Genomic DNA, 20,619 nt, shown 5'->3' on the forward strand with positions numbered 1-20,619 from the left:
GTTCAGCCAAGTCTGAACGTCCCGCACAGTAAGCCGGTCAAGGGCGCCCGCTTCGCGGTCGCCGGCGGCCGCCCGCCCCGGCGCGTCGGGCGTGCGGCCTGTTCCGTCCGGTCCCACCGCGCCGCGTCGCCCGTCCGCCTTTGCTTGCCGGGATTCAACCGTGAAGCCTCCGGCGCGCGAATACGAGCGCTTGTGAAGCATGCTCACCCGGGTTGAGCAGAATCTGAGCCTCGACATCGAATCCGGTGTCACGGAGCCAGGACGACACCTGGTCAGGCTGACGGAGGTGGACATGGACCTTCATCGGCTGACCGCCATACCCCTCCGTCTTCAACTGCGACCCGTCGCCGATATGGAACAGGAGTTGAAGCGGTCCACCTGGGCGCAATGCTCGGTGAAAGTGCCGGAACACGGTCAGCACTTGTTCATCAGGGATGTGGATCAAGGATTGCCAGGCGAGCAGGCCAGCAACCGAGACATCCGCAAGATTTGGGTCTGTCATAGAACCCACGTCGAACCGAAGGCCCGGATGATCGCGTCGTGCCACGTCGATCATCCCAGGTGAAAGGTCAATGCCGAACGCGTCTAGACCGAGTTCGTATAGGTGGGCGGTCACGTGGCCCGGACCGCAGCCGACATCCGCCACAGGACCGCCACCAGCCGCCCGCACACTGTCAGCGAACAGCGCAAGAGCCGCGCGAAGGTACTGATGCCCAGCGATGGCATCGCGCACCAGAGCGGCGTAGCTGGCTGCGACCGTGTCGTACGAGATTCGGGTATTGGTCAACCAGTCGTCCGTGTCCATGATCGGCACGGTAGCCCATGACGACAAGCCGTCCGCCGATCTTCGGATGGTGAACGGACCGGGCCGGTTCAGTGGGGCGATCGGTGAAGCGAGCGCGAACCAGGGGGCTGCGCCGCCCCCTGGACCCCCGCGAGCCGGAGTGCTCATCCGCGCGAATCCGTCTGTCACACCGTCTCGCCGTTCGCGCGGATGAGCACTCCGGACCGGCTGAGGTGGGTGCGATCCATGGGCGTCCACTGTCGAACAGGGGAGTGTAGCTGTACGTTGAGAGGGCTGTGGGAGCCCGCTTCCGCCAGGTCAGGGCGGTAGGAGTACAGCAGAGAAGTACAGCAACACCGGCACACAGCGGCTCACCTCCACGATCACCGGCACCCGCTTCTAGCTGGGCGGGAACGACCGAGCACGGGCCTGCCAGTTGCTACGGATCAGAAGGTTGGGGGTTCGAATCCCTCCGGCTGCGCCACAGATCAAAGGCCGCTCTTCATCATGGAGAGTGGCCTTTTTTGCTAGCGCCCTTGCCAACAGCCGCCTTTATACGACGACCAGGTGAACGGGGTCGTGCCGCCGGACGGGCTCGGCCGGCGGCTACCCTCGCTCGGAAGACGATGCCTTACTGTCCGTACCGCGCTCGCGGTACATGCGCATCAGCGTCACTGCTCCGCCGCCGAAACCGATGAGAAGAGCCACGCCAGCGATCCAGAAGGCGGGGGCTCCGGGCTCGACACCGGTGAACGAGCCGACGGCGACCGCCAGTGCCCACGTGGCGAAAGCGGACACGGCCAGCACCGCGGCACCCCGATCACCTTGCCGCTGCCACCGATAGAACATCACCATCATCCCCGCAGCGCCCAGGTAGAAGGCGGCTCCCTGTAGGGCAGTGGACCAGCTCCGCCCAAATATCAGGAAGACCGCCACTACAGAACTGATGGTCATCAGGAGAACCTGAATGGATACGGCATTCGGCCTGTACGGCATCCTGCACCTCACGAGGCGGGAAAGGACCACGCCCATCTTCGGTCAGCTTGGCTCTTGATACCTCCCATGACCGGACGTGGCCGACATGTGCAGGCGGCCCCCGCGAGCCGAAGCCGCCGAACGAGGGCGCTCGCCCTCGCCTCCTGCGGCAGCCGGAATCTGGACCTTCGGCGTGGGAGGCTTGCCGGATGATCGGTGGAGATGATCCGCGGCCGCGATGGATCGCTCGGCTCGTCGACGAATTGAGTGCGTTCTTGCAGGAACGGGTCGTGCTCGTGAAGCCCGTCGAGGAGTGCCTGGTGGACGGCGACGCCTTCTCCTGCCTTATCCGTAGCTCGCCCCCAGAAGGCAACGGCTTCCGGTTGTGCTGGGAAGGGGTCCTGGGGATGCAGCCGAGTGACGGAAAGCCTCACATCAGCGTCTCGCTCTTTCTGTACGGCAGGAACCGGCGACTCGGGTTGATGGGACACGCCGAGGGCAGCGTCCTGGAGATCGACTACGAGGGTTCGCCGGGGCGCGGCGGGCGGTGGGGGGCTCCTGAATGGCTGCCCGACGAGTTCGGTGAGTACCTCGCGTACGACTCGTGGAGCGGTGAGCCCTCCTAGCCGAGGGCGTCGCCCGGCTTGCCCGGGAGGAGTTTCAGGGCGCCGCGGGAGACGCCGACGCACAGGGCCGTGGGGACGAGCACCGCGAGCGCCCCGAGCAGGCTCGCCAGGAGAGAGGTCGCGATGGTCGCGTCGGTGGCCAGGCTGACGAGGAACGTGTAGACCATGGCCAGGGCTCCGGCCGCGGCCGAGGCGGCGAGCCACACGGTGAGCAGGCGCCCGCTCTTCGCGGCCGCCTCTCCGATGACGCTGGCCGGTATGAACAGCAGCGGAACCAGGACGACGCCCACGGCGCCGACGAGCAGGACCAGGAAGGGCCCCGCCAGCGGGCCGCCGGTGTCCGTGCCGGTGACGAGCGCGTACACGAGCAGGGCGGCGTAGGCGACGACGCCCTGTAGGGCGAACGCCAGGCAGGCGACCACCGCACCGACCACATGCCTGCCGGCTTGTACGAACACAACGCCCTCCCCATGCCGGTACAGCGCGCCGAGCGGATCAGGCTGCTGTGAAATGCCTGGATCGTGATCGTATCGGGCGTTCGGTGAGTGCCGCGCGTACGACTCGTGGAGCGGTGGATGAGCAGGCGTCGAGTCTGGTTTCATTGCGCGGATGGCGGTCAGACGGAACTCTCGGAAGATGGCGGCTAGATGTTCATCAATGTGCGCCGGCCGCCGAGAGGCGAGCCGTACGCCTGCCCATGCTGCGGTCACCTGACGCTCCAAGAGCGGGGCTACAACGAGATCTGCCCGGTGTGCTTCTGGGAGGACGACGGCCAGGACGACCACGACGCCGACGAGAGCCGCGGCGGCCCCAACCGCGGGCTCAGCCTCACGGAGGCCCGGCGCAACTTCGCCGCGTTCGGCGCGAAGGACCGCCGCGCGCTCCGGCACGTCCGCGATCCCCACCCGCACGAGTTCACGGAACGGCCCTCGCCCGCCGACTGAGTGGGAGTGCGTGCGTTCATCTCCGGGCCCGCCGGGGTGTGGTGGCTTGCGCCTAGACTTCGCCGCATGGAGATCACTGACGCGGTGCGGATGGTCTTGGCGGAGTCCGCGGCCTTTCCTGAGTTGATGCGGGTCGCGCGGGACGCCCATGACGAGCTGGCGGCGGGCCGCCGCGTTTCGCACGACGCGCTCGGCTGGATGCTCCGGGAGGCGAGCCGTAAGGGGCTGTACGGGGTGCTCATCGAGAAGCACGGGCACGCGGCGTTCGATGACATGGTCGTCGTGCTGTGCAAGGAGATCGACCGGCAGGCGCCGGTGTTGAGCCGTTGAAGGCCCTGCTGGACGTCGCGCTCGGGGCGGCGGATGTCGCTCGCGGGCTGATGGTGTCGCGGGGGCCGGGCGTGGTCACGGCCAAGGGCGACCGGGACATGGCGTCCGAGGTGGACTACGCCGTCGAGCGTGCCGTACGGGAGTTCCTGCGCGAGCGTACGCCCGAGATCGCGGTCCTCGGTGAGGAGGAGGGCGGCAGCGCGGACGCGGAGCTGCTGTGGGCGGTCGATCCCGTGGACGGGACGGCGAACTTCGTCCGGGGCATCCCGCTGTGCGGGTTCTCGCTCGGGCTGGTCAGGCGGGGGCGGCCCGTGGTGGGCGTGGTCGACCTGCCGTTCCTGGGGACGCGGTACCACGCGGCCGAGGGGCTGGGCGCGTTCGAGGGCGGGCGGCCGGTGCGGGCGAGCGCGACGAAGGACGTCCGGGACGCGGTCGTGTCCATCGGGGACTACTCGGTGGACGAGGGCGCGGAGGCCAGGAACCGCGTCCGGCTGGAGTTGACGGGGCGGCTGGCGGCGAACGTCCAGCGGATCCGGATGGTGGGGTCGGCCGCGATCGACCTGGCGTGGGTCGCCGACGGGAAGCTCGACGCGTGCGTGATCCTGTCCAACAATCCGTGGGACACCGCGGCGGGTGTCGCGATCGCCCGGGAGGCGGGGGCGGCGGTGCGCGACCTGGACGGGAGCGAGCACACGACGGGGTCCGCGGCGACGCTCGCGTTCGCGCCGGGCGTGCGGCCGGAGCTGACGGCGCTGATCGGGGACGTCCGGGAGGGCCTCGCCTAGCGCGTGATGCGGATGGGGCCGGCGGCGGGGGCACGGTGTTCCCGCGGGCATTGAACGTGAATGACAGTTGAATGTTGATTTCTGGTGCCATCGAACCCGTTGACTGACATGTCCGGGCTGACCAGCATCTTCATCGATCGACTTCGTGAGACGGGCCGTCCCCCGAGCGGCCGCTCCCGCGTAGAACGGAGTTTCGATGAGAAGGCGCTTCCCGCTGGTCGCGACGCTGGCCGCCGTGCCGCTCGCGGTCGTGCTCGCCGCCCCCGCCCAGGCCGTCACCCATCATGCACCGCTGGCGATGGCGCCGGCGGGGCAGGGGATCGAGGGCCAGTACATCGTGACGCTGAAGAAGGGCGTATCGGTCGGCGACACCGTCTCCAAGCGCGGCATCAGCACGACCCACCGCTTCGGCAAGGTGCTCAACGGTTTCGCCGCCCGGATGAGCGCCGAGCAGCTCCAGCGCATGCAGCGGACCCCCGGTGTGGCGTCCATCGAGCAGGACGGTGTCGTGTACGCCAGCACGACGCAGAGCAACCCGCCCTCGTGGGGCATCGACCGCATCGACCAGACGAACCGGCCGCTCTCCAGGAGCTACACCTACACCGCGACCGGCGCCGGGGTGAACGCGTACATCATCGACACCGGGATCGCGACCTCGCACTCGGACTTCGGCGGCCGCGCGACCAACGTGTACGACGCGGTCGGCGGGAACGGCCAGGACTGCAACGGGCACGGCACGCACGTCGCCGGCACCGTGGGAGGCAACGCGTACGGCGTCGCCAAGCGCGTCAACCTGCGCGGCGTGCGCGTCCTCAACTGCCAGGGCAGCGGCTCGTTCTCGGGCATCATCGCCGGGATGAACTGGGTCGCCGGCAACCACGTGAAGCCGGCCGTGGCGAACATGTCGCTCGGAGGCGGCTACTCGTCGTCGGTGAACTCCGCCACGAACAACCTCGCCTCGTCCGGCGTCTTCGTCGCGGTCGCCGCAGGCAACGACAACCGGAACGCCTGCAACTACTCGCCCGCGAGCGCGGCCAACTCCACGACGGTCGCGGCCAGTACGAGCACGGACGCCAAGGCGTCGTACAGCAACTACGGCAACTGCGTGGACGTGTACGCGCCCGGCTCGTCCATCACCTCGACCTGGCTGAACGGCGGCACCAACACGATCAACGGCACCTCGATGGCCAGCCCGCACGTGGCGGGGGTCGGGGCGCTGTACAAGTCGGCGAACGGTGACGCGTCGTACTCCACGATCCGCGGCTGGATCACGTCCAACGCCACCAGCGGCGTGATCACCGGCAACCCGTCCGGTACGCCGAACCTGCTGCTGAACAAGCGTTCCCTCTGACCAGTAGTCCCTCGGGCGAGAGCCCTGGGGGTCTGGGGGTCCGCCCCCGGAAGTGACACTGCCAGGAGGGCACGACCCCGGGAGGCCCGGCTCCGGCGCACCGCTCCCAGAGCGCCGGGGCCGGGCCTTGCGGCGCGGTCAGGAGCGCTCGGCCATGGCGGGGCCGATGCGGCGCCGCGACCAGCCGAGGTAGAGCGCGGTGCCGGCGGCGGCGACGGCGGTGAACGTGATGACCATGCTCCAGTCGATGTACCAGGGCCGGTCGGTGTCGCGCGGCCAGCAGATGTTGACGGTCTGCACGGCCAGCCACACCGCCGCCAGGTAGGTCACGGGCCCGCTGAGCCGCCCGAGGGTGAACGGGCCGGGCCGCCAGCCGCCGCGCAGGTGCTGGACCGCGGCGCCCCAGACGGGCAGCCCGAACGCGACGTAGAACCCGACGGTCGTGAAGTTGACCAGTACGGCGTAGAGCGTCGAGCCGGAGAGCAGCACGAACACGGCGGCGCCGGCGCCGGTGAGGACGATCGCGTTCACCGGGAGCCGTTCGGTGCCCGCGAGCCGCCCGAGGACGCGGGAGCCGGGGAGGGCGCGGTCGCGGGCGGAGGCCCAGATGACGCGGGACACGGCGGCCTGGACGGCGAGGAAGCTGGCCAGGAAGCCGATGACGAACATGATGAGCAGCGGCCGCCCGACGGCCGAGCCGAAGTGCGCGACGAGCGTGTCGGCCACGGGGTCGCCGTCCGCGGCGGCGGACATGTCGGGGATGGCGAGGATGAGGCCGGCGGCGGAGTACATCACGATGGCGCCGACCGCGAGGAGGGAGAAGATGAGCGCTTTCGGCACGTCGCGTTCGGGGCGTTCCACCTCTTCGGCGATGGCCCCGGCCGCTTCGAAACCGACGAACGACCAGCCGACATAGGCGGTCGCTGCCAGCAGCGGCGCCCCTAGCAGCGGAGCCCCGCCGATCCCCTCGAAGAGGACGCCCACCGGGTTCTCCCGGTAGAACAGCAGCAGTACGGTGCCCAGCCCCACGGACGCGAGGACCTCGCAGATGAGGCTCGCGACGACGAGCGTCTTCAGGGTGCGGCGGCCGACGATGTTCGCCAGGCTTCCCAGGACCAGGATCCCCAGCGCGGTCGCCATCGTCGCGGCCTTGCCGGGCTCGTCCACGCCGAACGCCTCCAGCAGGAAGCCCGCCGCGCCGTACGAGAGCGTGGAGAGGGCGATGGTCAGCCCCCACATGTAGGCCCACGCGGCGAACCAGCCCGCGCCGGGGCCGCGCACGTGCCGCGCCCACTGGTAGACGCTCCCTTCGTACGGCCAGCGCGAGGCCAGCTCGCCGAAGACGCACGCGACGAGGAGCTGCCCGGCGAGGACGATCGGGAACGCCCACCAGAACCCGGGGCCCGCGGCCAGGAGACCGAGCGTGAAGATGGCGTAGAGGGCGACGATGGGGGACACGTCGGCGAACGCGAGCGCGGTCGCCGTGCGCAGGTCGAAGCCCTTGCGGAGCGTCTGGGACGCGCGGGGCGGCGGTGGCTTGGCGGTGGACGTCATCGGCCGTTCCTCACGGGCGGGACAGGTGCCTCGGGCTCAGGGCGAGCCCCCGGACGTGCCGGGCGATGTCGCCCAGCGGGGCGAGCCACACGTCACCGGCGCCCGCCACGTACTCGATGAGCCCCTCCAGCGCGGCCGCGCGGCCGGGGCGGCCGGACAGGAAGGGATGCAGGGTCAGGACGAAGCAGCCGCCCTCGCGGCGCATCGCCTCGTACTCGGCCCGCCACAGCTCAACGGCCTTGGCGGGGGTCTCGATCAGGCCCGAGCCGGAGAGGCCGGGCAGGTAGCAGTACTGCTCCCAGTCGTCGAGGCCCCAGTGGACGGGGATCTCCACGATGGACGGCGCCGCCGCGAGCCCGGTCGCCAGCTCGTAGGGGACGTCGGCGTCCATCAGGCTGGTGTCGTACAGGAAGCCGCGTTCGACGAGCAGCCGGGGCGAGTCGTAGGTGAGTTCCCACATGGGCGCCCTGTAACCGGCGGGGCGCACGCCCGCGACCTGTTCCAGTGCGTCCAGGCCCCGGTCGAGGATTTCGGCCTCGGCGGCGGGGTCCACTCCTATCAGCGGCTCGTGCAGGTAGCCGTGATGCGCGATCTCGTGTCCCGCGTCGGCGATCGCCTGTACGGCGTCCGGGTGCCTGTGCGCGGTGAAGCCGGGAACGAAGAACGTCGACCGGACCGCCTGCCTGGCGAGGATCCGCAGCAGGCGCGGCAGCCCGGTCAGCGGCCCGTACGCCTGGTGGCTCAGCACGCCCGGCCGCCCGGCGGCCGCCGGGGACGCCGCCAGCACCGCCGACTCCGCGTCCACGTCGAACGTGAACGACGCCGCCGCCCGCGCCCCGCCGGGCCACGGCACGGGATCCGCCGGGCGCGTCAGGCTCACGTCCGCGCCTTCGCGAGCATGCCGACCAGCTCGTACACGACCGTCGCCGCCGCGATCGAGGTGATCTCGGCATGGTCGTACGCGGGCGCGACCTCGACCACGTCGGCACCGACGATGTTCAGCCCGGCCAGCCCGCGCAGGATCCCGAGCAGCTCGCGGCTGCTCAGCCCGCCGCTCTCCGGCGTGCCGGTGGCCGGCGCGAACGCGGGGTCGAGCGTGTCGATGTCGATCGACAGGTAGGCGGGCGCGTCCTGGACGCGCGCCCGGATCCGGTCCGCGACGCCGCGCACGCCCAGGTCGTCCACCTCGGCGCAGTGGACGATCGTGAAGCCGAACCGGGCGTCGTCCACCAGGTCGCGCGGGTCGTACAGCGAGCCCCGGATCCCGACGTGCGCGCTCGCGTCCCGCATCAGCAGGCCCTCCTCGGCGGCGCGGCGGAACACGGTGCCGTGCGTGTACGGCTCGCCGAAGTAGGTGTCCCAGGTGTCCAGATGCGCATCGAAGTGGACGAGCGCCAAGGGGCCGTGCAGGGCGTGCGCTGCTCTCAGCGCGGGCAACGCGACCGTATGGTCGCCGCCGATGATGACCGCGGGACGGCCCTCGCCGGTGAGTTCGCGCAGCCCCGCCTCCAGTTCCCGCAGCGCGTTGCCGATGTCGAACGGGTCGCACGCGATGTCCCCCGCGTCGACCACCTGCCGAGAGGCGAACGGCAGCACGTCCAGCGCCGCGTTGTACGGCTTGAGCAGCCGCGACCCCTGCCGTACGGCGGCGGGCCCGAACCGTGCCCCGGGCCGGTACGTGACACCGCTGTCGAACGGCGCCCCCACCACGGCGATGTCGAACCGGGGCACGTCCTCGCGGCGCGGCAGCCGGGCGAACGTGGAAGGCCCGGCGTACCGGGGGATCCGCAGGGCGTCGGCCTGCCCGGCCGGCTCCTGAGGGTTCATGGGTTCCTCCCTGGGCGCGGGCTATATGCGGGTACGGGTCGTACCGCCGTTGACGTGCAGGATCTGCCCCACCAGCGTCGGCAGGCGCTCGTCGCACAGGAACGCGACCGCCGCCGCGATCTCGTCGGGGGAGGCGATGCGGCCGAGGGGGACGCGCGCCGCGTACCGTTCGCGGATCTCCTCCACGGGCACTCCGGCGTCGCGGGCGTCGACCTCCAGCTGCGGCGTGTCGATCACGCTCGGCGCGATCGCGTTCACCGCGATGCCGAACGGGGCCAGCTCCCGTCCCAGCGACTTGGTGAGCGCGATCATCCCGGCCTTCGCGGCGGCGTACGCGGACGCGTTCGGCCAGCCGGTGACGCCCCACTCGGAGGCGACCATGACCATCCGGCCGCCGCCGCGCTCCGACATCCCGGGCAGCACGGCCTGCGCGCACGCGAACGCGCCGCCCAGGCCGGTGTCCACGATCCGCCACCAGTCGTCCAGGTCGTGCTCGGCGAGCGGCGCCATCGTCATGTACGCGGCGTTCGCGACGAGGACCCCGACCGGCTCCCCCGCGCGCTCCTCGACCTCGGTGACGAGCCGTTCGACCTGCTCGGGGTCGGCGATGTCGGCGGGCACGACGATCTCCCCCGGCGGCGCCGTCCCCGGGAGGTCGGTGGCCGCGACCCGGAACCCGTCGGCCGCCAGCCGCCGCGCGACCGCCCGGCCGAGGCCGCCCGCGGCGCCGGTCACCAGCGCGACCGCCATCAGATCACCGCCCCGGCGTTCGGCGAGATGATCTCTCCCACGCAGAACGTGCCCTCCTCGACCAGGTACGCCGCCGCGAGCGCGATCTCCTCCGGCGCGCTGAGCCGCGCCGCGGGGAGCCCCTGGAGGTACGCGAGCCGCCGCCAGGGAGAGTCCGGCGGCAGCAGCGGCGTGTCGGTCGGCCCGGGCGCCACCCCGTTCACCCGGACGCCCGCGGGCGCCAGCTCCGCCGCCAGCGACCGGATCAGCCCGATGACCGCGCCCTTGGCCGCCGCGTAGTGCGCCTCCCCGTCGCCGCCGCCGATCGCCAGCTCGGAGGTGACCCCGACGATCGCGCCGGAGCCGCGGTCCGCCATCGCGGGGGCCAAGGCGCGGCACACGTTCAGGAGGCCGCCGAGATGGACGCGCAGCATGCGCCGCCACTCCGGCCAGGCGATGTCGGCCAGCGGCGTGATCGCGTAGTGCCCGGCCGCGCACACCGCGGCCTCCACCGGCCCCAGCTCCCGCTCGATGCGGCGCACCGCCGCGCGGACCTGCGCCGGCTCGGAGACGTCCACGCCGATGCCGTGGTCGGCGGCCGGGGCGGGCCGCAGATCGAGCCCGGCCGTCCGCCAGCCGCGCCGTCCCAGCTCGGCCACCACCGCCGCGCCGATCCCGCTCGCCGCCCCGGTCACCAAGACGATCCGATCGGTCATAGGGTCTCCCTGATCGCCAGAAGCCCAGGCAAACCCGCCGAGCGGCCGTGCGGCAAGGGTTTGTGCGAACCTTGGCCAACCGCACCACCCGGCCGCCGCCATGTCGCCGAGTTGGCCAACACCTGTTCACGGAACGGTCATACGCCCCATCCGCGGTGAGAGGCTGGAGGCGTGGACGACGATCTGCGGCTGACGGTGGGGCGGCTCCTGGAGGTGCCCCGGTTCCAGCTGCGCCTCGTCGCCGGCGCCGCCGGACTCGACCGCCCGGTCCGCTGGGCGCACTCCACCGAGCTGCTCGACCCCGGCCCGTACCTGCGCGGGAACGAGGTCGTCCTGACCGTCGGCGCCGCCCTCGGCGACGCCGAGCGCTGCGCCGAGTTCGCCCGTTCCGTGCACGCCAGCCGCGGCAGCGCGATCGGGTACGGCATCGGCGACGTCCTCCCCGAATCCCCGCAGCCCCTCCGCGCCGTCTGCGAGGAACTCGGCCTGCCGCTCCTGGAGGTGCCGCCGGAGGTGCCGTTCCTGAGCTTCACCGAGTGGTTCGCCGAGCAGATGGCGACCTCGCGGACCGAACGGCACGGGCGCGAGGAGACCGGCCGCCTCTTCCAGCTGGTCGCGAACGGCCTCGCGTCCCCGGAGGCGCTCCGCAGCAGGCTGGACGAGGCGGGCCTGTCCGACGAGTCCCTCGCCGTCCTGGCCGTGCCGTCGACCGACCTGCCGGAACGCCTCGACACGTCCCGCGGGGCCGTCCTCGGCGTGGACGGCAACATCGCGCTGCTGGTGGTGGGCAGCGAAGAGCACGCCACCGAACTCGCCCGCTCCTGGGGCGGCGTAGGAGGGATCGCGACGCCCGGTCCCCTGGAGCAGATCCCGCAGGCGCTGGCGGAGGCCATCTCCGCGCTGGAGACGGCCGGGCGCGGCGGCACGATCGTGCGCGCCGCCGACCTCGCCACGTTCGAGGGTCTCCTGAGCCGCCTCGAACGCCACCAGATCGCCCCGTTCGCGGACCAGATCGCCCGCCCCCTCACCGACCACGACGCCGTCCACGGCACCGAGCTGGCCGAGACCCTGCGCGCTTTCCTGCGTACGGACGGCGCCGCCGGCTCCGCCGCGCGCGAGCTCCACCTGCACCCCAACACGCTGCGGCACCGCCTGTCCAGGATCAAGACGCTGACCGGCCGGGACCCGCTGGACTTCGGGGACCGGGTGGCGCTGGCCATCGCGATGTGGGCCGTCCGAGGTGACCGTTAAGTTCGCCTGTATGGCGATCAGATACCTCAAGGGGGACGCGACCTCGCCCCAGGCCAAGGGCGTGAAGGTGATCGCCCACGTCTGCAACGACCTGGGCGGCTGGGGCAAGGGCTTCGTCCTGGCCGTCTCCCGGCGCTGGCCCGCCCCGGAGGCCGCCTACCGCGCCTGGCACCGCGACCGCGCCGCTAACGACTTCGGGCTGGGCGCCGTCCAGTTCGTCCAGGTCGAGCCGTACATCTGGGTCGCGAACATGGTCGCCCAGCGCGGCGTGAAGCCCAGCCGCAAGAACGGCCCGCCCATCCGGTACGAGGCCCTCGACACCTGCCTCGGCGCCCTGGCCGCCCGCGCCCTGGACCTGGGCGCCTCCGTCCACATGCCCCGCATCGGCTGCGGCCTGGCCGGCGGCAGGTGGTCCAGGGTCGAGCCGCTCATCGACGGCCGCCTGACCGCCCGGGGCGTGGACGTGACCGTGTACGACGCCGGCTGATCGGCGGGTGTACCCAGGTACACCCCGCCCGGGTGTCCAGGGCCATGTTCCCCCGCGCCGCGCACCGGCAGTGTTGATCACGGTTGATCACGGTTGATCACGGTTGATCACGTCGGAGCACGCACCAGAGGAGAACCCCTTGCCGAACGCACCCTTCCCGGCCCGCCGGGCGGTCATCGCGGCCATCGCGGGCGGCGCGCTCGCCGCCACCCTCGCCCCGGCCACCGCGACCGCCGCGCCGGCCCGCCCGAAGCCCTCCGCGGACCTCCAGGCGGCGGTGGACCGGCTCGTCGCCGACGGGCAGCCCGGCGTGATCGCCCTGTCCCGCCGGAACGGCAGGGTCGCGCACGCCACCGCGGGCGTCGCCGACAAGGCCACCGGGCAGGCGATGGACCCCCGCCTCCAGGTGCGGGTGGCCAGCGTGACCAAGACGTTCACCGCCACCGTCGTGCTCCGGCTCGCCGCCGAACGCCGCCTCTCCCTGGACGACACCGTCCACCGGTGGCTGCCCGGCGTCGTCCGCGCCAACGGCAACGACGGCGCGAAGATCACCATCCGGCAGCTGCTCGCGCAGACCAGCGGCCTGAACGACTACACGGCCGACCCGCGCGTCCAGACCGACCCCCGCCGCACCTGGAAGCCCCGCGAGCTGGTCGACATCGCGCAGGAGAAGGCGCCGCGGTACGCGCCCGGCACGTCCTGGAACTACTCCAACACCAACTACATCCTCGCCGGGATGGTCGTCGAGAAGGTGGCGCGCCGCTCCCTCGGCACCGAGCTCCAGCGCCGGATCCTTCGCCCGCTGGACCTGCGCCACACCTCCCTGCCGGTCGCCGAACGGACCTTCCCCGGCCCGTACGTCCACGGCTACTGGGGGACGTACGGGGACGTCAGCACCGAGGTCAGCCCGTCCAGCGCCTGGGCGTCCGGCGGCATCGTCTCCACGGTCGGCGACGTCGCCCGCTTCCAGCGCGCCCTGGTCACCGGCCGGCTCCTCCCGCCGCGCCTCCAGCGCGAGCTGACCACCACGCGTCCCGTCGTGGACGAGTGGATCGAGGAGGACTACGGCCTCGGCATCGCGCGGCGCCGGTTCTCCTGCGGGGCCGCCTGGGGCCACGACGGCGGCTTCCCCGGCTACCGCACCTGGGCGTACACCAGCGCCGACGGCAGGCGCCAGGCCGTGATCACGTACAACGACAACAGCGCCGAGCTGGAGGCGGACCCGCGCTTCCGGGCCCACCTGAACCAGGCGATCGACGCCGCCCTCTGCGGCTGAACGACCTCCGCCGGCTCGTCCCGGACCTCACGCCGGGAGCGTGACGCGCACGGTCGTGCCCTTCTCCGGGGTGGAGAGCAGATCGGCGCGGCCTCCGTGGGCGGCGGCGATGGCGGCGACGATCGGGAGGCCCAGGCCGGTGCCGGTGCCCTCGCCGGAACGGTGGAAGCGCTCGAACGCGCGGGCGGCGTCGCCGGGGGACATGCCCGGGCCCTCGTCGACGACCTCGATGACGATCGAGCCGGGTGCGGCGGGCGGGCGCGACAGGCGCACGGTGGCGCCGCCCGGGGTGTGCGCGCGGACGTTGGCCAGCAGGTTGGCGAGGACCTGCCTGATCCGGGCCTCGTCGACGGCCGCCTCAAGGGTGCCGGGGGCGTCGACGGCGAACGCGCGGTCCGGGGCCGCGGCGCGGGCGTCGTTGACGGCGTCGCGGGCGAGGGCGGCCAGGTCGGCGGTCGCCGGCTTCAGGGACGCCCCGCGGTCCAGGCGGGCGAGTTCGAGGAGGTCGCCGACCAGGCGGCTCATCCGCCCGGCCTCGTCCTCGATGCGGCGCATCGCCTCGGGCAGCTCGTCCGGGCCCAGGGCGCCGTGCCGGTACAGCTCGGCGTAGCCCTGGATGGTGGTGAGGGGAGTGCGCAGCTCGTGCGAGGCGTCCGCGGCGAACTCGCGGACGCGGGCCTCGGACCGGCCCCGCGCGTGGAACGCCTGCTCGATCCGGTCGAGCATCACGTTGATCGCGGCGGCCAGCCGGGACGTCTCGGACCGCGGGCCCGGGCCGGGCATCCGGGCGCGCAGGTCGCCGCCGGACGCGATCGCCTGCGCGGTCCGCGCCATCTGGCCGAGGGGGAGCAGGCCGCGGGTGATCAGCCGGCGGCCGATGAGGAGCAGCGCGGCGAGCAGCGCCGCGGCCGTGGCGATCTCGGTCAGGACGAGGTTGCGGACGGCCGAGCGGATCCCCGTCAGCGGCGTGGCGACGACGAGCGTCCCGCCGCCCGCGCGGGCGGGGCGGGCCACCGCGCGCATGTCGCCGAGCGTGAACGGCTCCCCGGTGCGGACGGCGGGACGCCGCCGGATCTCGCTGATCGCGCGGGACGGATCGGGACCGTACTCGCTCAGCACCCGCACCTCGCCGGACGGGCCGACGCGGAGGACGACGAACTCCGCGGGCGCCGCGCCCTGGCCCGGCCGGACGAGCCGCGCGACCGTGCGGTCGTGGGTGGCGAGCAGCTGCTCGTCCACCCGGTGCATCAGATGGCCGTGCAGCACGGTCGCGCTGACCACGCCCATGATCAGCAGTCCGGTCAGGGTGACCGTGACGAGGCCGGCCAGCAACCGGGTGTTGAGCGTCATTCGCGCAGGTAGTACCCGACGCCGCGCTTGGTGTGGATCAGCGGCGGGCCGAGCGGGTCGAGCTTGCGGCGCAGGTAGCTGACGTAGGTCTCCAGGACCTGCGCGTTCCCGTGGTGCTCCCAGCCCCAGACGTTCTCCAGCAGCTGGGCGCGGGTGAGGACCCGGCCGGCGTTGCGCATCAGGAACGCCAGCAGCCGGAACTCGGTCGGCGACAGGTCGATGTCGGTGCCGGCCCGCCGTACCGTCCAGCGGGCCTCGTCCAGCTCCAGGTCGGCGACGCGGAGCAGCGGGTCCTGCTCCTTGGGGGCCGCGCGGCGCAGTACGGCGCGGACGCGGGCCACCAGCGCGTCGATCGAGAACGGCTTGGTGACGTAGTCGTCGCCGCCGAGCGTGAGCCCGATGACGGTGTCGGACGGCGTGTCGCGGGCGGTCAGGTAGATGACCGGCACCTGGTCGCCGCCCGAGCGCAGGCGGCGGCAGACCTCGAACCCGTCGACGTCGGGCAGCATGACGTCCAGCAGGATGAGGTCCGGCCGCCGGTCGCGGGCCTTGCGCAGCGCCTCGGCGCCGGTCCGCGCCGCGCTGGTCTCGAAGCCGTGGAAGCGCAGGGCCGTCCGGACCAGGTCGCGGATGTTGGCCTCGTCCTCGACGATCAGGACCAGCGGGTTCGCGCTCACCCGCGTTCCGGCACCCTGATCATCTTGGCGGTGCGGGCCGATCCCGAGCGCTCCCCGACCACGATGACGCGGTCGCCGTTCGCCAGGGCGCCCACGGAGGACTTCGCGCGGTCCTTGCGCACGCGGGTCTTGTCGTCGGTCGTCCACGTCCACGACGTCCCGTCGGCGCTGCGCACCGTCACGGCGGCGCCGGACCGGCCGGTGACCTCGCCGCGCTGCCAGGTCCGCACGTGGAAGCCGTCCTCGCGCTTCACGGTCGCCTCACCGTGCACGCCCTGCCCGCCCCAGCGGTGGGGGTGGCCCTTGCGCGCGCCCCTGTGCGGGTTCTCGTGCTGCCCCTTGCGGGGGTCCTTCGGGTGCGCGGTGGCGGTCTTGCCCGGCGCGGGCGAGGGGTCGGCGGAGGCGGCCGGAACGGCGATGTAGAGGCCGAGGCCCAGCACCGCGGCCCCGCCGATCCCGGCCGCCACCGTCTTCCTGTTCACGTCCATGCGCCACAGCTAATCGGACTCGCCTGGCATCAGGCCAGTGAGAAGCCTGGGATAACGCTGGGAATCCGTCTAGCGGAAGTCGGCCGCGTGGTCGCGCGCCCATTCCGCGAACGTGCGGGCCGGCCGCCCGGTGACCGCCTCGGCCGTCGGGAACGGCCCGTACGCGGACAGATCGAACTCCTCCACGGCATCCGGATCCGCCGCGCCGCCCGAGTAGTCCTCGAAGCCCAGCAGGAAGTCGGCGTTCTCGGCCGCGAAGCCGCCCTGCGCGAGGTAGATCTCGCGGGCCTCCCGCGGAGTGACCCGCTCGAACCGGATCTCCTCGCCGAGCGCGTCCCCGATGGCCGCGGCCTGGTCGCGGAGGGAGATCGGCTCCGGGCCGTTGAGGTCGTACGCGGCGCCCGCGTGCCCGTCGCCGAGCAGGGCGGCCACGGCGACGTCCGCGATGTCCCGCTCGTGGACCGGGAGCCACGCCATGTCGGGGTGCGGATCCCGCACGACCCGTTCGGCGCGGATCGACGGCCCCCACAGCCACAGCTTGTTCAGCATGAACTCCCCGGGCCGTACATGGGTCCACTCCAGGCCCGACGCCTCCACGGCCCGCTCGACCGGCAGGTGATGGTCGGTGTCCAGGCCCCCGGTCACGGCCCCGGACGACAGCACGACGATGCGCTTCACCCCCGCGTCCACGGCCAGCTCGACGACCCGCCGCGCGGTCGCCGCGACCGGGAACAGGTAGAGGCGCTCGACCCCGCGCAGGGCGTCCACCAGGCTCTCCGGCTCGGTGAGGTCCCCGCCGGCCACCTCGACGCCGGCGGGGAAGGACGCCCTGGCCGGGGTACGGGTCAGCGCCCGTACCCGCTCCCGCCCCTCCTTCCGTACGAGCCCTTCGACCACGAGCCGGCCGACGCCGCCGGTCGCGCCGGTCACCAGGATCGTCATCGCGTTCCCCCTTCGTCCGGGCATGGCGAAGAAGCCCCGGGCCGGGGCGTTCTTCGGGATGCCCCATCCTGCGCACGCCGGAAAGGCGGAGGCAAACGCGAACACGGCATTCACATAACGCTCTGACCTGCGCTGACAACGGTAAAGCCGGACTGGCGGTCCCCCGCCTGACCTGGCCTTCCAGGAAATCCGGAAAAAGTCGCGTGCGGGGGTGCCGGGGCTACTCGGCGGCCAGGGTCTCCAGGACCTGGTCGCCGTATTTCGCCAGCTTGTTCTCGCCCACTCCGCTCACCTTGCCCAGCTCGTGCAGGGAGGCGGGCATCGCGGTGGCGATCTCGCGGAGTGTCGCGTCGTGGAAGATGACGTAGGCGGGGACGCCCTGCTCCTTGGCGGTCGCCGCGCGCCACGAGCGCAGCCGCTCGAAGACCGGCTGGGCCTCGGCGGGGAGGTCGACCGGTGCCTTCTTCTCCTTGGCCGTCCTGGCGGCCTTGGCGGTGGCGCGCTCCGGCTCGCGGCGCATCATGACCTTGCGCCGGCCGCGGAGGACCTCGGCGCTCGTGTCGGTCAGGACGAGGGCGCCGTAGTTGCTCTCGACGGCCATGAGGCCCTGCGCGAGCAGCTGCCGGACGACGCCGCGCCATTCGGCCTCGCGCAGGTCGTCGCCGATGCCGAAGACGCTGAGGGCGTCGTGGTCGAACTGGATGACCTTGGCGTTCTTCCTGCCGAGCAGGATGTCGACGATGTGGCCCGCGCCGAACTTCTGCCGCCGCTCGCGGTCGAGCCGCACGACCGTGGACAGCACCTTCTGCGCGGCGACCGTGCCGTCCCAGGACTCGGGCGGCGACAGGCACGTGTCGCAGTTGCCGCAGGGCATCGCGGGCTGGCCGAAGTAGTCGAGCAGGCGGACCCGGCGGCAGTCGACGGTCTCGCAGAGCGCCAGCATCGCGTCCAGGTGCAGGCCCAGGCGGCGGCGGTGCGCCAGGTCGCCCTCGGACGACTCGATCATCTTGCGGAGGTTGACGACGTCCTGGAGGCCGTACGCCAGCCACGCCGTGGACGGCAGCCCGTCGCGTCCCGCGCGGCCCGTCTCCTGGTAGTAGCCCTCCACGGACTTCGGCAGGTCGAGATGGGCGACGAACCGCACGTCGGGCTTGTCGATGCCCATCCCGAACGCGATCGTCGCGACCATGACCAGGCCGTCCTCGCGCAGGAAGCGGGACTGGTTGGCGGCGCGGACGGAGGAGTCGAGGCCCGCGTGGTACGGGAGCGCGTCGACGCCGTTGGCGGTGAGCCACTCGGCGGTCTTCTCGACCGAGTTGCGCGACAGGCAGTAGACGATGCCGGCGTCGCCCGCGTGCTCGGTCTGGAGCAGCTTCAGCAGCTGGCGCTTGGCGTCGGACTTGGGCTCGATCCGGTACTGGATGTTGGGCCGGTCGAAGCTGGCCACGAAGTGGCGGGCCTGCTCCAGATCGAGCCGGGCGGCGATCTCCGCCCGGGTCGCGGGGGTCGCGGTCGCGGTCAGCGCGATGCGCGGCACGTCCGGCCAGCGCTCGTGCAGCCCGGACAGGGCGAGGTAGTCGGGCCGGAAGTCGTGCCCCCACTGGGCCACGCAGTGCGCCTCGTCGATCGCGAACAGCGAGACGGTGCCGCGGTCGAGCAGCTGCACGGTCGCCGCCACCTTCAGCCGCTCGGGCGCCAGGTAGAGCAGGTCGAGCTCGCCCGCCAGGAACTGCGCCTCTACCACCTTGCGCTCGTCGAGATCCTGCGTCGAGTTGAGGAACCCGGCCTGGACGCCCAGCGCCCGCAGCGCGTCCACCTGGTCCTGCATCAGCGCGATCAGCGGCGAGATCACGACGCCGGTGCCCTTCCGGACCAGCGCCGGGATCTGGTAGCACAGCGACTTGCCGCCGCCGGTCGGCATCAGCACCAGGGCGTCGCCGCCCTCGACCACATGCTCGATGATCTCCTGCTGGCCGTCCCGGAACGTGTCGTACCCGAACACCCGCCGCAGCGTCCGCTGCGCCTCGCTCGTCCCTGACTCGGTGTCGATCTCCGGTGCGGTCACCGATTCATCTTATGGACTCCGATTCGTGCCCGGAGGGCTTCCGGCATCCTGTGGATAACCGGCCTTCAGGGCGCCGCCGTCCCGGCGATCAGGTCGGGGGTGAGGGCGTCCAGGTCGTCCGCCGTGTGCGAGGCGAGGGCGAGCGCGTCGGGCTCCGGCGGGTACCTGGGGCGCGGCACGGCGATCACCCGCATCCCGGCGGCATGCGCGGAGCGGAGGCCGTTGGAGGAGTCCTCGACGGCGACGCAGGCCGCCGGCGGCGTCTCCAGTTGGGCGGCCACCATCAGGTAGCCGTCGGGCGCGGGCTTTCCCTGGTCGACCTCCTCGGTCGAGACGGTGGCGCGGAACAGCGCGGCCACCCCCAGCTCGCCGAGGACGAGGTCGATCAGCGCGCGGGGGGACGAGCTGTTCAGGCCGAGCGGGTAGCGGTCGGCGATCCGCCGTACAGCGGCGACGGCTCCCGGGAGGGTGGGCACGCTCTCCGCGTACCGGCGGCGCATGCGGTCGATCACCTCGAACGCGACCTCCTCGGGCGCGGGGCCGTCGACGAGGTCGGTGGCGAGGTACGTCGCCCACTCCTCGGTGCTCATGCCCATCAGCCGCCGCTGCGTGTCGGGCAGCCAGCGGCCGCCGTGGTCGGCGACGTACCGGCGGCGGACCTCCTCCCAGACCGGTTCGGAGTCGATCAGCACGCCGTCCAGATCGAACACCACGGCCTGCACGTTCATGGGCGCTCCCGGGGTCGTTTCCGCATGTCCGGCAAGGATTCCACTACCCCTCGGGTACGGCCGGAATCGTCATGATCGCGGCGAGTGAACAGGGGGCTGAGCTGGATAAATGCCGCAAATAACGCGAATCACGTTCGGGTCTGGCATGGTGGGGACACCTCGCTTCCGCCTCCGGAGAGTGACTGGAGAGGAGAACGACCCATGGTGTTCCTCGGACTGCTCCTGGCCGCGGCGGCCGTCACCGCCGCCACCGGGATCATCCTGTCCAACGACGGCGCGGCCACCCTCACCGTATTCGGCGAGACCGTGCCCGGCGTGAGCAACCAGTGGCAGATCTTCATGTGCGGCGCCCTGGTCGCCGTCGTCTTCATGGCCGGGATGACGATGGCCTTCCTCGGCTTCGGCCGCCTCATGCGCACCCGCCGCGACCTGCGCTACCTGCGCGAGGAGCACGAAGAGTCGCTGACCACGCTGGAAATGGAGAAGCGGCAGCTGCAGCGCGAACTCGCCCGCGTCCGCGGCACCGGCGGCAAGCCCGGCGCCCCCGCCGCGCCCGCCGCCCCCGCGCGCCCGTCCGTCCCCCGGCAGCGCGGCCCCCGCAACGGCGACACCCCGCTCGCCGGCGCCGCCGCCCGCTCCGACTTCTTCGACCGCAAGGACTGACCGCTCGTACCCGAAGATGAGGCCGGGGCCGGCCGAGATCCCCACGTGGACTGATGAATGAACCGGCCCCG

Annotated in this window: 23 protein-coding genes; 9 read left to right on the forward strand and 14 right to left on the reverse strand. The window is 72.2% G+C overall.

The features are described from left to right. Positions 1-154 precede the first annotated feature (154 nt). Together ACA361_RS20955 and ACA361_RS20960 are read right to left on the reverse strand one after the other, a co-directional pair. Positions 155-805, reverse strand: coding sequence for a class I SAM-dependent methyltransferase (locus tag ACA361_RS20955; RefSeq protein ID WP_375014063.1), 651 nt, complete (start codon positions 803-805; stop codon positions 155-157). 585 nt (positions 806-1,390) lie between these two features. Beyond that, on the reverse strand, positions 1,391-1,738 hold the full coding sequence (locus ACA361_RS20960; RefSeq protein ID WP_375014065.1) for a hypothetical protein: 348 nt from the start codon (positions 1,736-1,738) through the stop codon (positions 1,391-1,393). 230 nt (positions 1,739-1,968) lie between these two features. Here ACA361_RS20960 and ACA361_RS20965 point away from each other — a divergent pair, with 230 nt between their 5' ends. Then, positions 1,969-2,385 (forward strand): hypothetical protein, encoded by a 417-nt coding sequence (locus tag ACA361_RS20965; RefSeq protein WP_375014067.1) that lies wholly within the window; start codon positions 1,969-1,971, stop codon positions 2,383-2,385. Here ACA361_RS20965 and ACA361_RS20970 read toward each other — a convergent pair. After that, positions 2,382-2,843 carry a hypothetical protein gene (locus ACA361_RS20970; protein ID WP_375014069.1) on the reverse strand — a complete coding sequence of 154 codons (462 nt, stop codon included), beginning with the start codon at positions 2,841-2,843 and terminating at the stop codon, positions 2,382-2,384. The genes ACA361_RS20965 and ACA361_RS20970 overlap by 4 nt on opposite strands. Positions 2,844-3,032: 189 nt before the next feature. On the opposite strand from ACA361_RS20970, the gene ACA361_RS20975 reads away from it, so the two are divergent. From ACA361_RS20975 to ACA361_RS20990, 4 genes are all read left to right on the forward strand, one after another. Continuing rightward, positions 3,033-3,329, forward strand: a complete 297-nt coding sequence (locus ACA361_RS20975; protein ID WP_375014071.1) for a CPCC family cysteine-rich protein — start codon at positions 3,033-3,035, stop codon at positions 3,327-3,329. 66 nt (positions 3,330-3,395) lie between these two features. Beyond that, positions 3,396-3,659 (forward strand): hypothetical protein, encoded by a 264-nt coding sequence (locus tag ACA361_RS20980; protein WP_375014073.1) that lies wholly within the window; start codon positions 3,396-3,398, stop codon positions 3,657-3,659. Further along, positions 3,656-4,444: an inositol monophosphatase family protein gene (locus ACA361_RS20985; protein ID WP_375014075.1), complete on the forward strand. Its 789-nt coding sequence runs from the start codon at positions 3,656-3,658 to the stop codon at positions 4,442-4,444. The genes ACA361_RS20980 and ACA361_RS20985 overlap by 4 nt, the downstream gene beginning before the upstream one ends. A 196-nt stretch (positions 4,445-4,640) precedes the next feature. Further along, positions 4,641-5,795, forward strand: a complete 1,155-nt coding sequence (locus ACA361_RS20990; protein ID WP_375014077.1) for a S8 family peptidase — start codon at positions 4,641-4,643, stop codon at positions 5,793-5,795. Positions 5,796-5,933: 138 nt separating this feature from the next. Here ACA361_RS20990 and ACA361_RS20995 read toward each other — a convergent pair whose 3' ends face one another. Genes ACA361_RS20995 through ACA361_RS21015 form a run of 5 tightly spaced genes read right to left on the reverse strand, consistent with a single transcriptional unit; the run spans position 5,934 to position 10,621 of the window. Further along, a complete protein-coding gene (locus ACA361_RS20995) occupies positions 5,934-7,349 on the reverse strand; it encodes an APC family permease (protein WP_375014079.1) in 1,416 nt (471 codons plus the stop codon). A gap of 10 nt (positions 7,350-7,359) precedes the next feature. Continuing rightward, positions 7,360-8,229 carry a polysaccharide deacetylase gene (locus ACA361_RS21000; RefSeq protein ID WP_375014081.1) on the reverse strand — a complete coding sequence of 290 codons (870 nt, stop codon included), beginning with the start codon at positions 8,227-8,229 and terminating at the stop codon, positions 7,360-7,362. Further along, positions 8,226-9,176 (reverse strand): agmatinase, encoded by a 951-nt coding sequence (gene speB / locus ACA361_RS21005; protein WP_375014083.1) that lies wholly within the window; start codon positions 9,174-9,176, stop codon positions 8,226-8,228. Before speB ends, ACA361_RS21000 begins: the two co-directional genes overlap by 4 nt. Positions 9,177-9,197: 21 nt before the next feature. After that, a complete protein-coding gene (locus ACA361_RS21010; protein WP_375014085.1) occupies positions 9,198-9,926 on the reverse strand; it encodes an SDR family NAD(P)-dependent oxidoreductase in 729 nt (242 codons plus the stop codon). After that, positions 9,926-10,621 (reverse strand): SDR family NAD(P)-dependent oxidoreductase, encoded by a 696-nt coding sequence (locus ACA361_RS21015; protein ID WP_375014087.1) that lies wholly within the window; start codon positions 10,619-10,621, stop codon positions 9,926-9,928. The genes ACA361_RS21010 and ACA361_RS21015 overlap by 1 nt, the downstream gene beginning before the upstream one ends. Before the next feature lie 171 nt (positions 10,622-10,792). Between ACA361_RS21015 and ACA361_RS21020 the strand changes: the two genes are divergently transcribed. The 3 genes from ACA361_RS21020 (at position 10,793) to ACA361_RS21030 (ending at position 13,635) form a co-directional block, all read left to right on the forward strand. Further along, positions 10,793-11,872, forward strand: a complete 1,080-nt coding sequence (locus ACA361_RS21020) for a PucR family transcriptional regulator (protein ID WP_375014089.1) — start codon at positions 10,793-10,795, stop codon at positions 11,870-11,872. A 10-nt stretch (positions 11,873-11,882) separates the two neighbouring features. Continuing rightward, entirely contained in the window at positions 11,883-12,359 is a 477-nt protein-coding gene (locus ACA361_RS21025; RefSeq protein WP_375014090.1) for a macro domain-containing protein, read from the forward strand. A 139-nt stretch (positions 12,360-12,498) separates the two neighbouring features. Next, entirely contained in the window at positions 12,499-13,635 is a 1,137-nt protein-coding gene (locus ACA361_RS21030; protein WP_375014092.1) for a serine hydrolase domain-containing protein, read from the forward strand. A gap of 27 nt (positions 13,636-13,662) precedes the next feature. On the opposite strand, the gene ACA361_RS21035 is transcribed toward ACA361_RS21030, so the two are convergent. From ACA361_RS21035 to ACA361_RS21060, 6 genes are all read right to left on the reverse strand, one after another. After that, on the reverse strand, positions 13,663-14,985 hold the full coding sequence (locus tag ACA361_RS21035; RefSeq protein WP_375014094.1) for a sensor histidine kinase: 1,323 nt from the start codon (positions 14,983-14,985) through the stop codon (positions 13,663-13,665). Continuing rightward, a complete protein-coding gene (locus ACA361_RS21040) occupies positions 14,982-15,662 on the reverse strand; it encodes a response regulator transcription factor (protein ID WP_375014096.1) in 681 nt (226 codons plus the stop codon). The genes ACA361_RS21035 and ACA361_RS21040 overlap by 4 nt, the downstream gene beginning before the upstream one ends. Beyond that, positions 15,659-16,150, reverse strand: coding sequence for a hypothetical protein (locus ACA361_RS21045; RefSeq protein ID WP_375014098.1), 492 nt, complete (start codon positions 16,148-16,150; stop codon positions 15,659-15,661). Before ACA361_RS21045 ends, ACA361_RS21040 begins: the two co-directional genes overlap by 4 nt. A gap of 69 nt (positions 16,151-16,219) precedes the next feature. Then, positions 16,220-17,092: an NAD(P)H-binding protein gene (locus ACA361_RS21050; RefSeq protein WP_375014099.1), complete on the reverse strand. Its 873-nt coding sequence runs from the start codon at positions 17,090-17,092 to the stop codon at positions 16,220-16,222. 220 nt (positions 17,093-17,312) lie between these two features. Beyond that, positions 17,313-19,157 carry a DNA helicase RecQ gene (gene recQ, locus ACA361_RS21055; protein ID WP_375014101.1) on the reverse strand — a complete coding sequence of 615 codons (1,845 nt, stop codon included), beginning with the start codon at positions 19,155-19,157 and terminating at the stop codon, positions 17,313-17,315. 65 nt (positions 19,158-19,222) lie between these two features. Next, a complete protein-coding gene (locus ACA361_RS21060; RefSeq protein WP_375014102.1) occupies positions 19,223-19,885 on the reverse strand; it encodes an HAD family hydrolase in 663 nt (220 codons plus the stop codon). A gap of 201 nt (positions 19,886-20,086) precedes the next feature. Between ACA361_RS21060 and ACA361_RS21065 the strand changes: the two genes are divergently transcribed. Continuing rightward, on the forward strand, positions 20,087-20,548 hold the full coding sequence (locus ACA361_RS21065; RefSeq protein WP_375014103.1) for a hypothetical protein: 462 nt from the start codon (positions 20,087-20,089) through the stop codon (positions 20,546-20,548). The last annotated feature ends 71 nt before the right edge of the window (positions 20,549-20,619 follow it).

Origin of the sequence: Actinomadura sp. 21ATH (genome assembly GCF_041951345.1) — a bacterium.
Classification (GTDB): domain Bacteria; phylum Actinomycetota; class Actinomycetes; order Streptosporangiales; family Streptosporangiaceae; genus Spirillospora.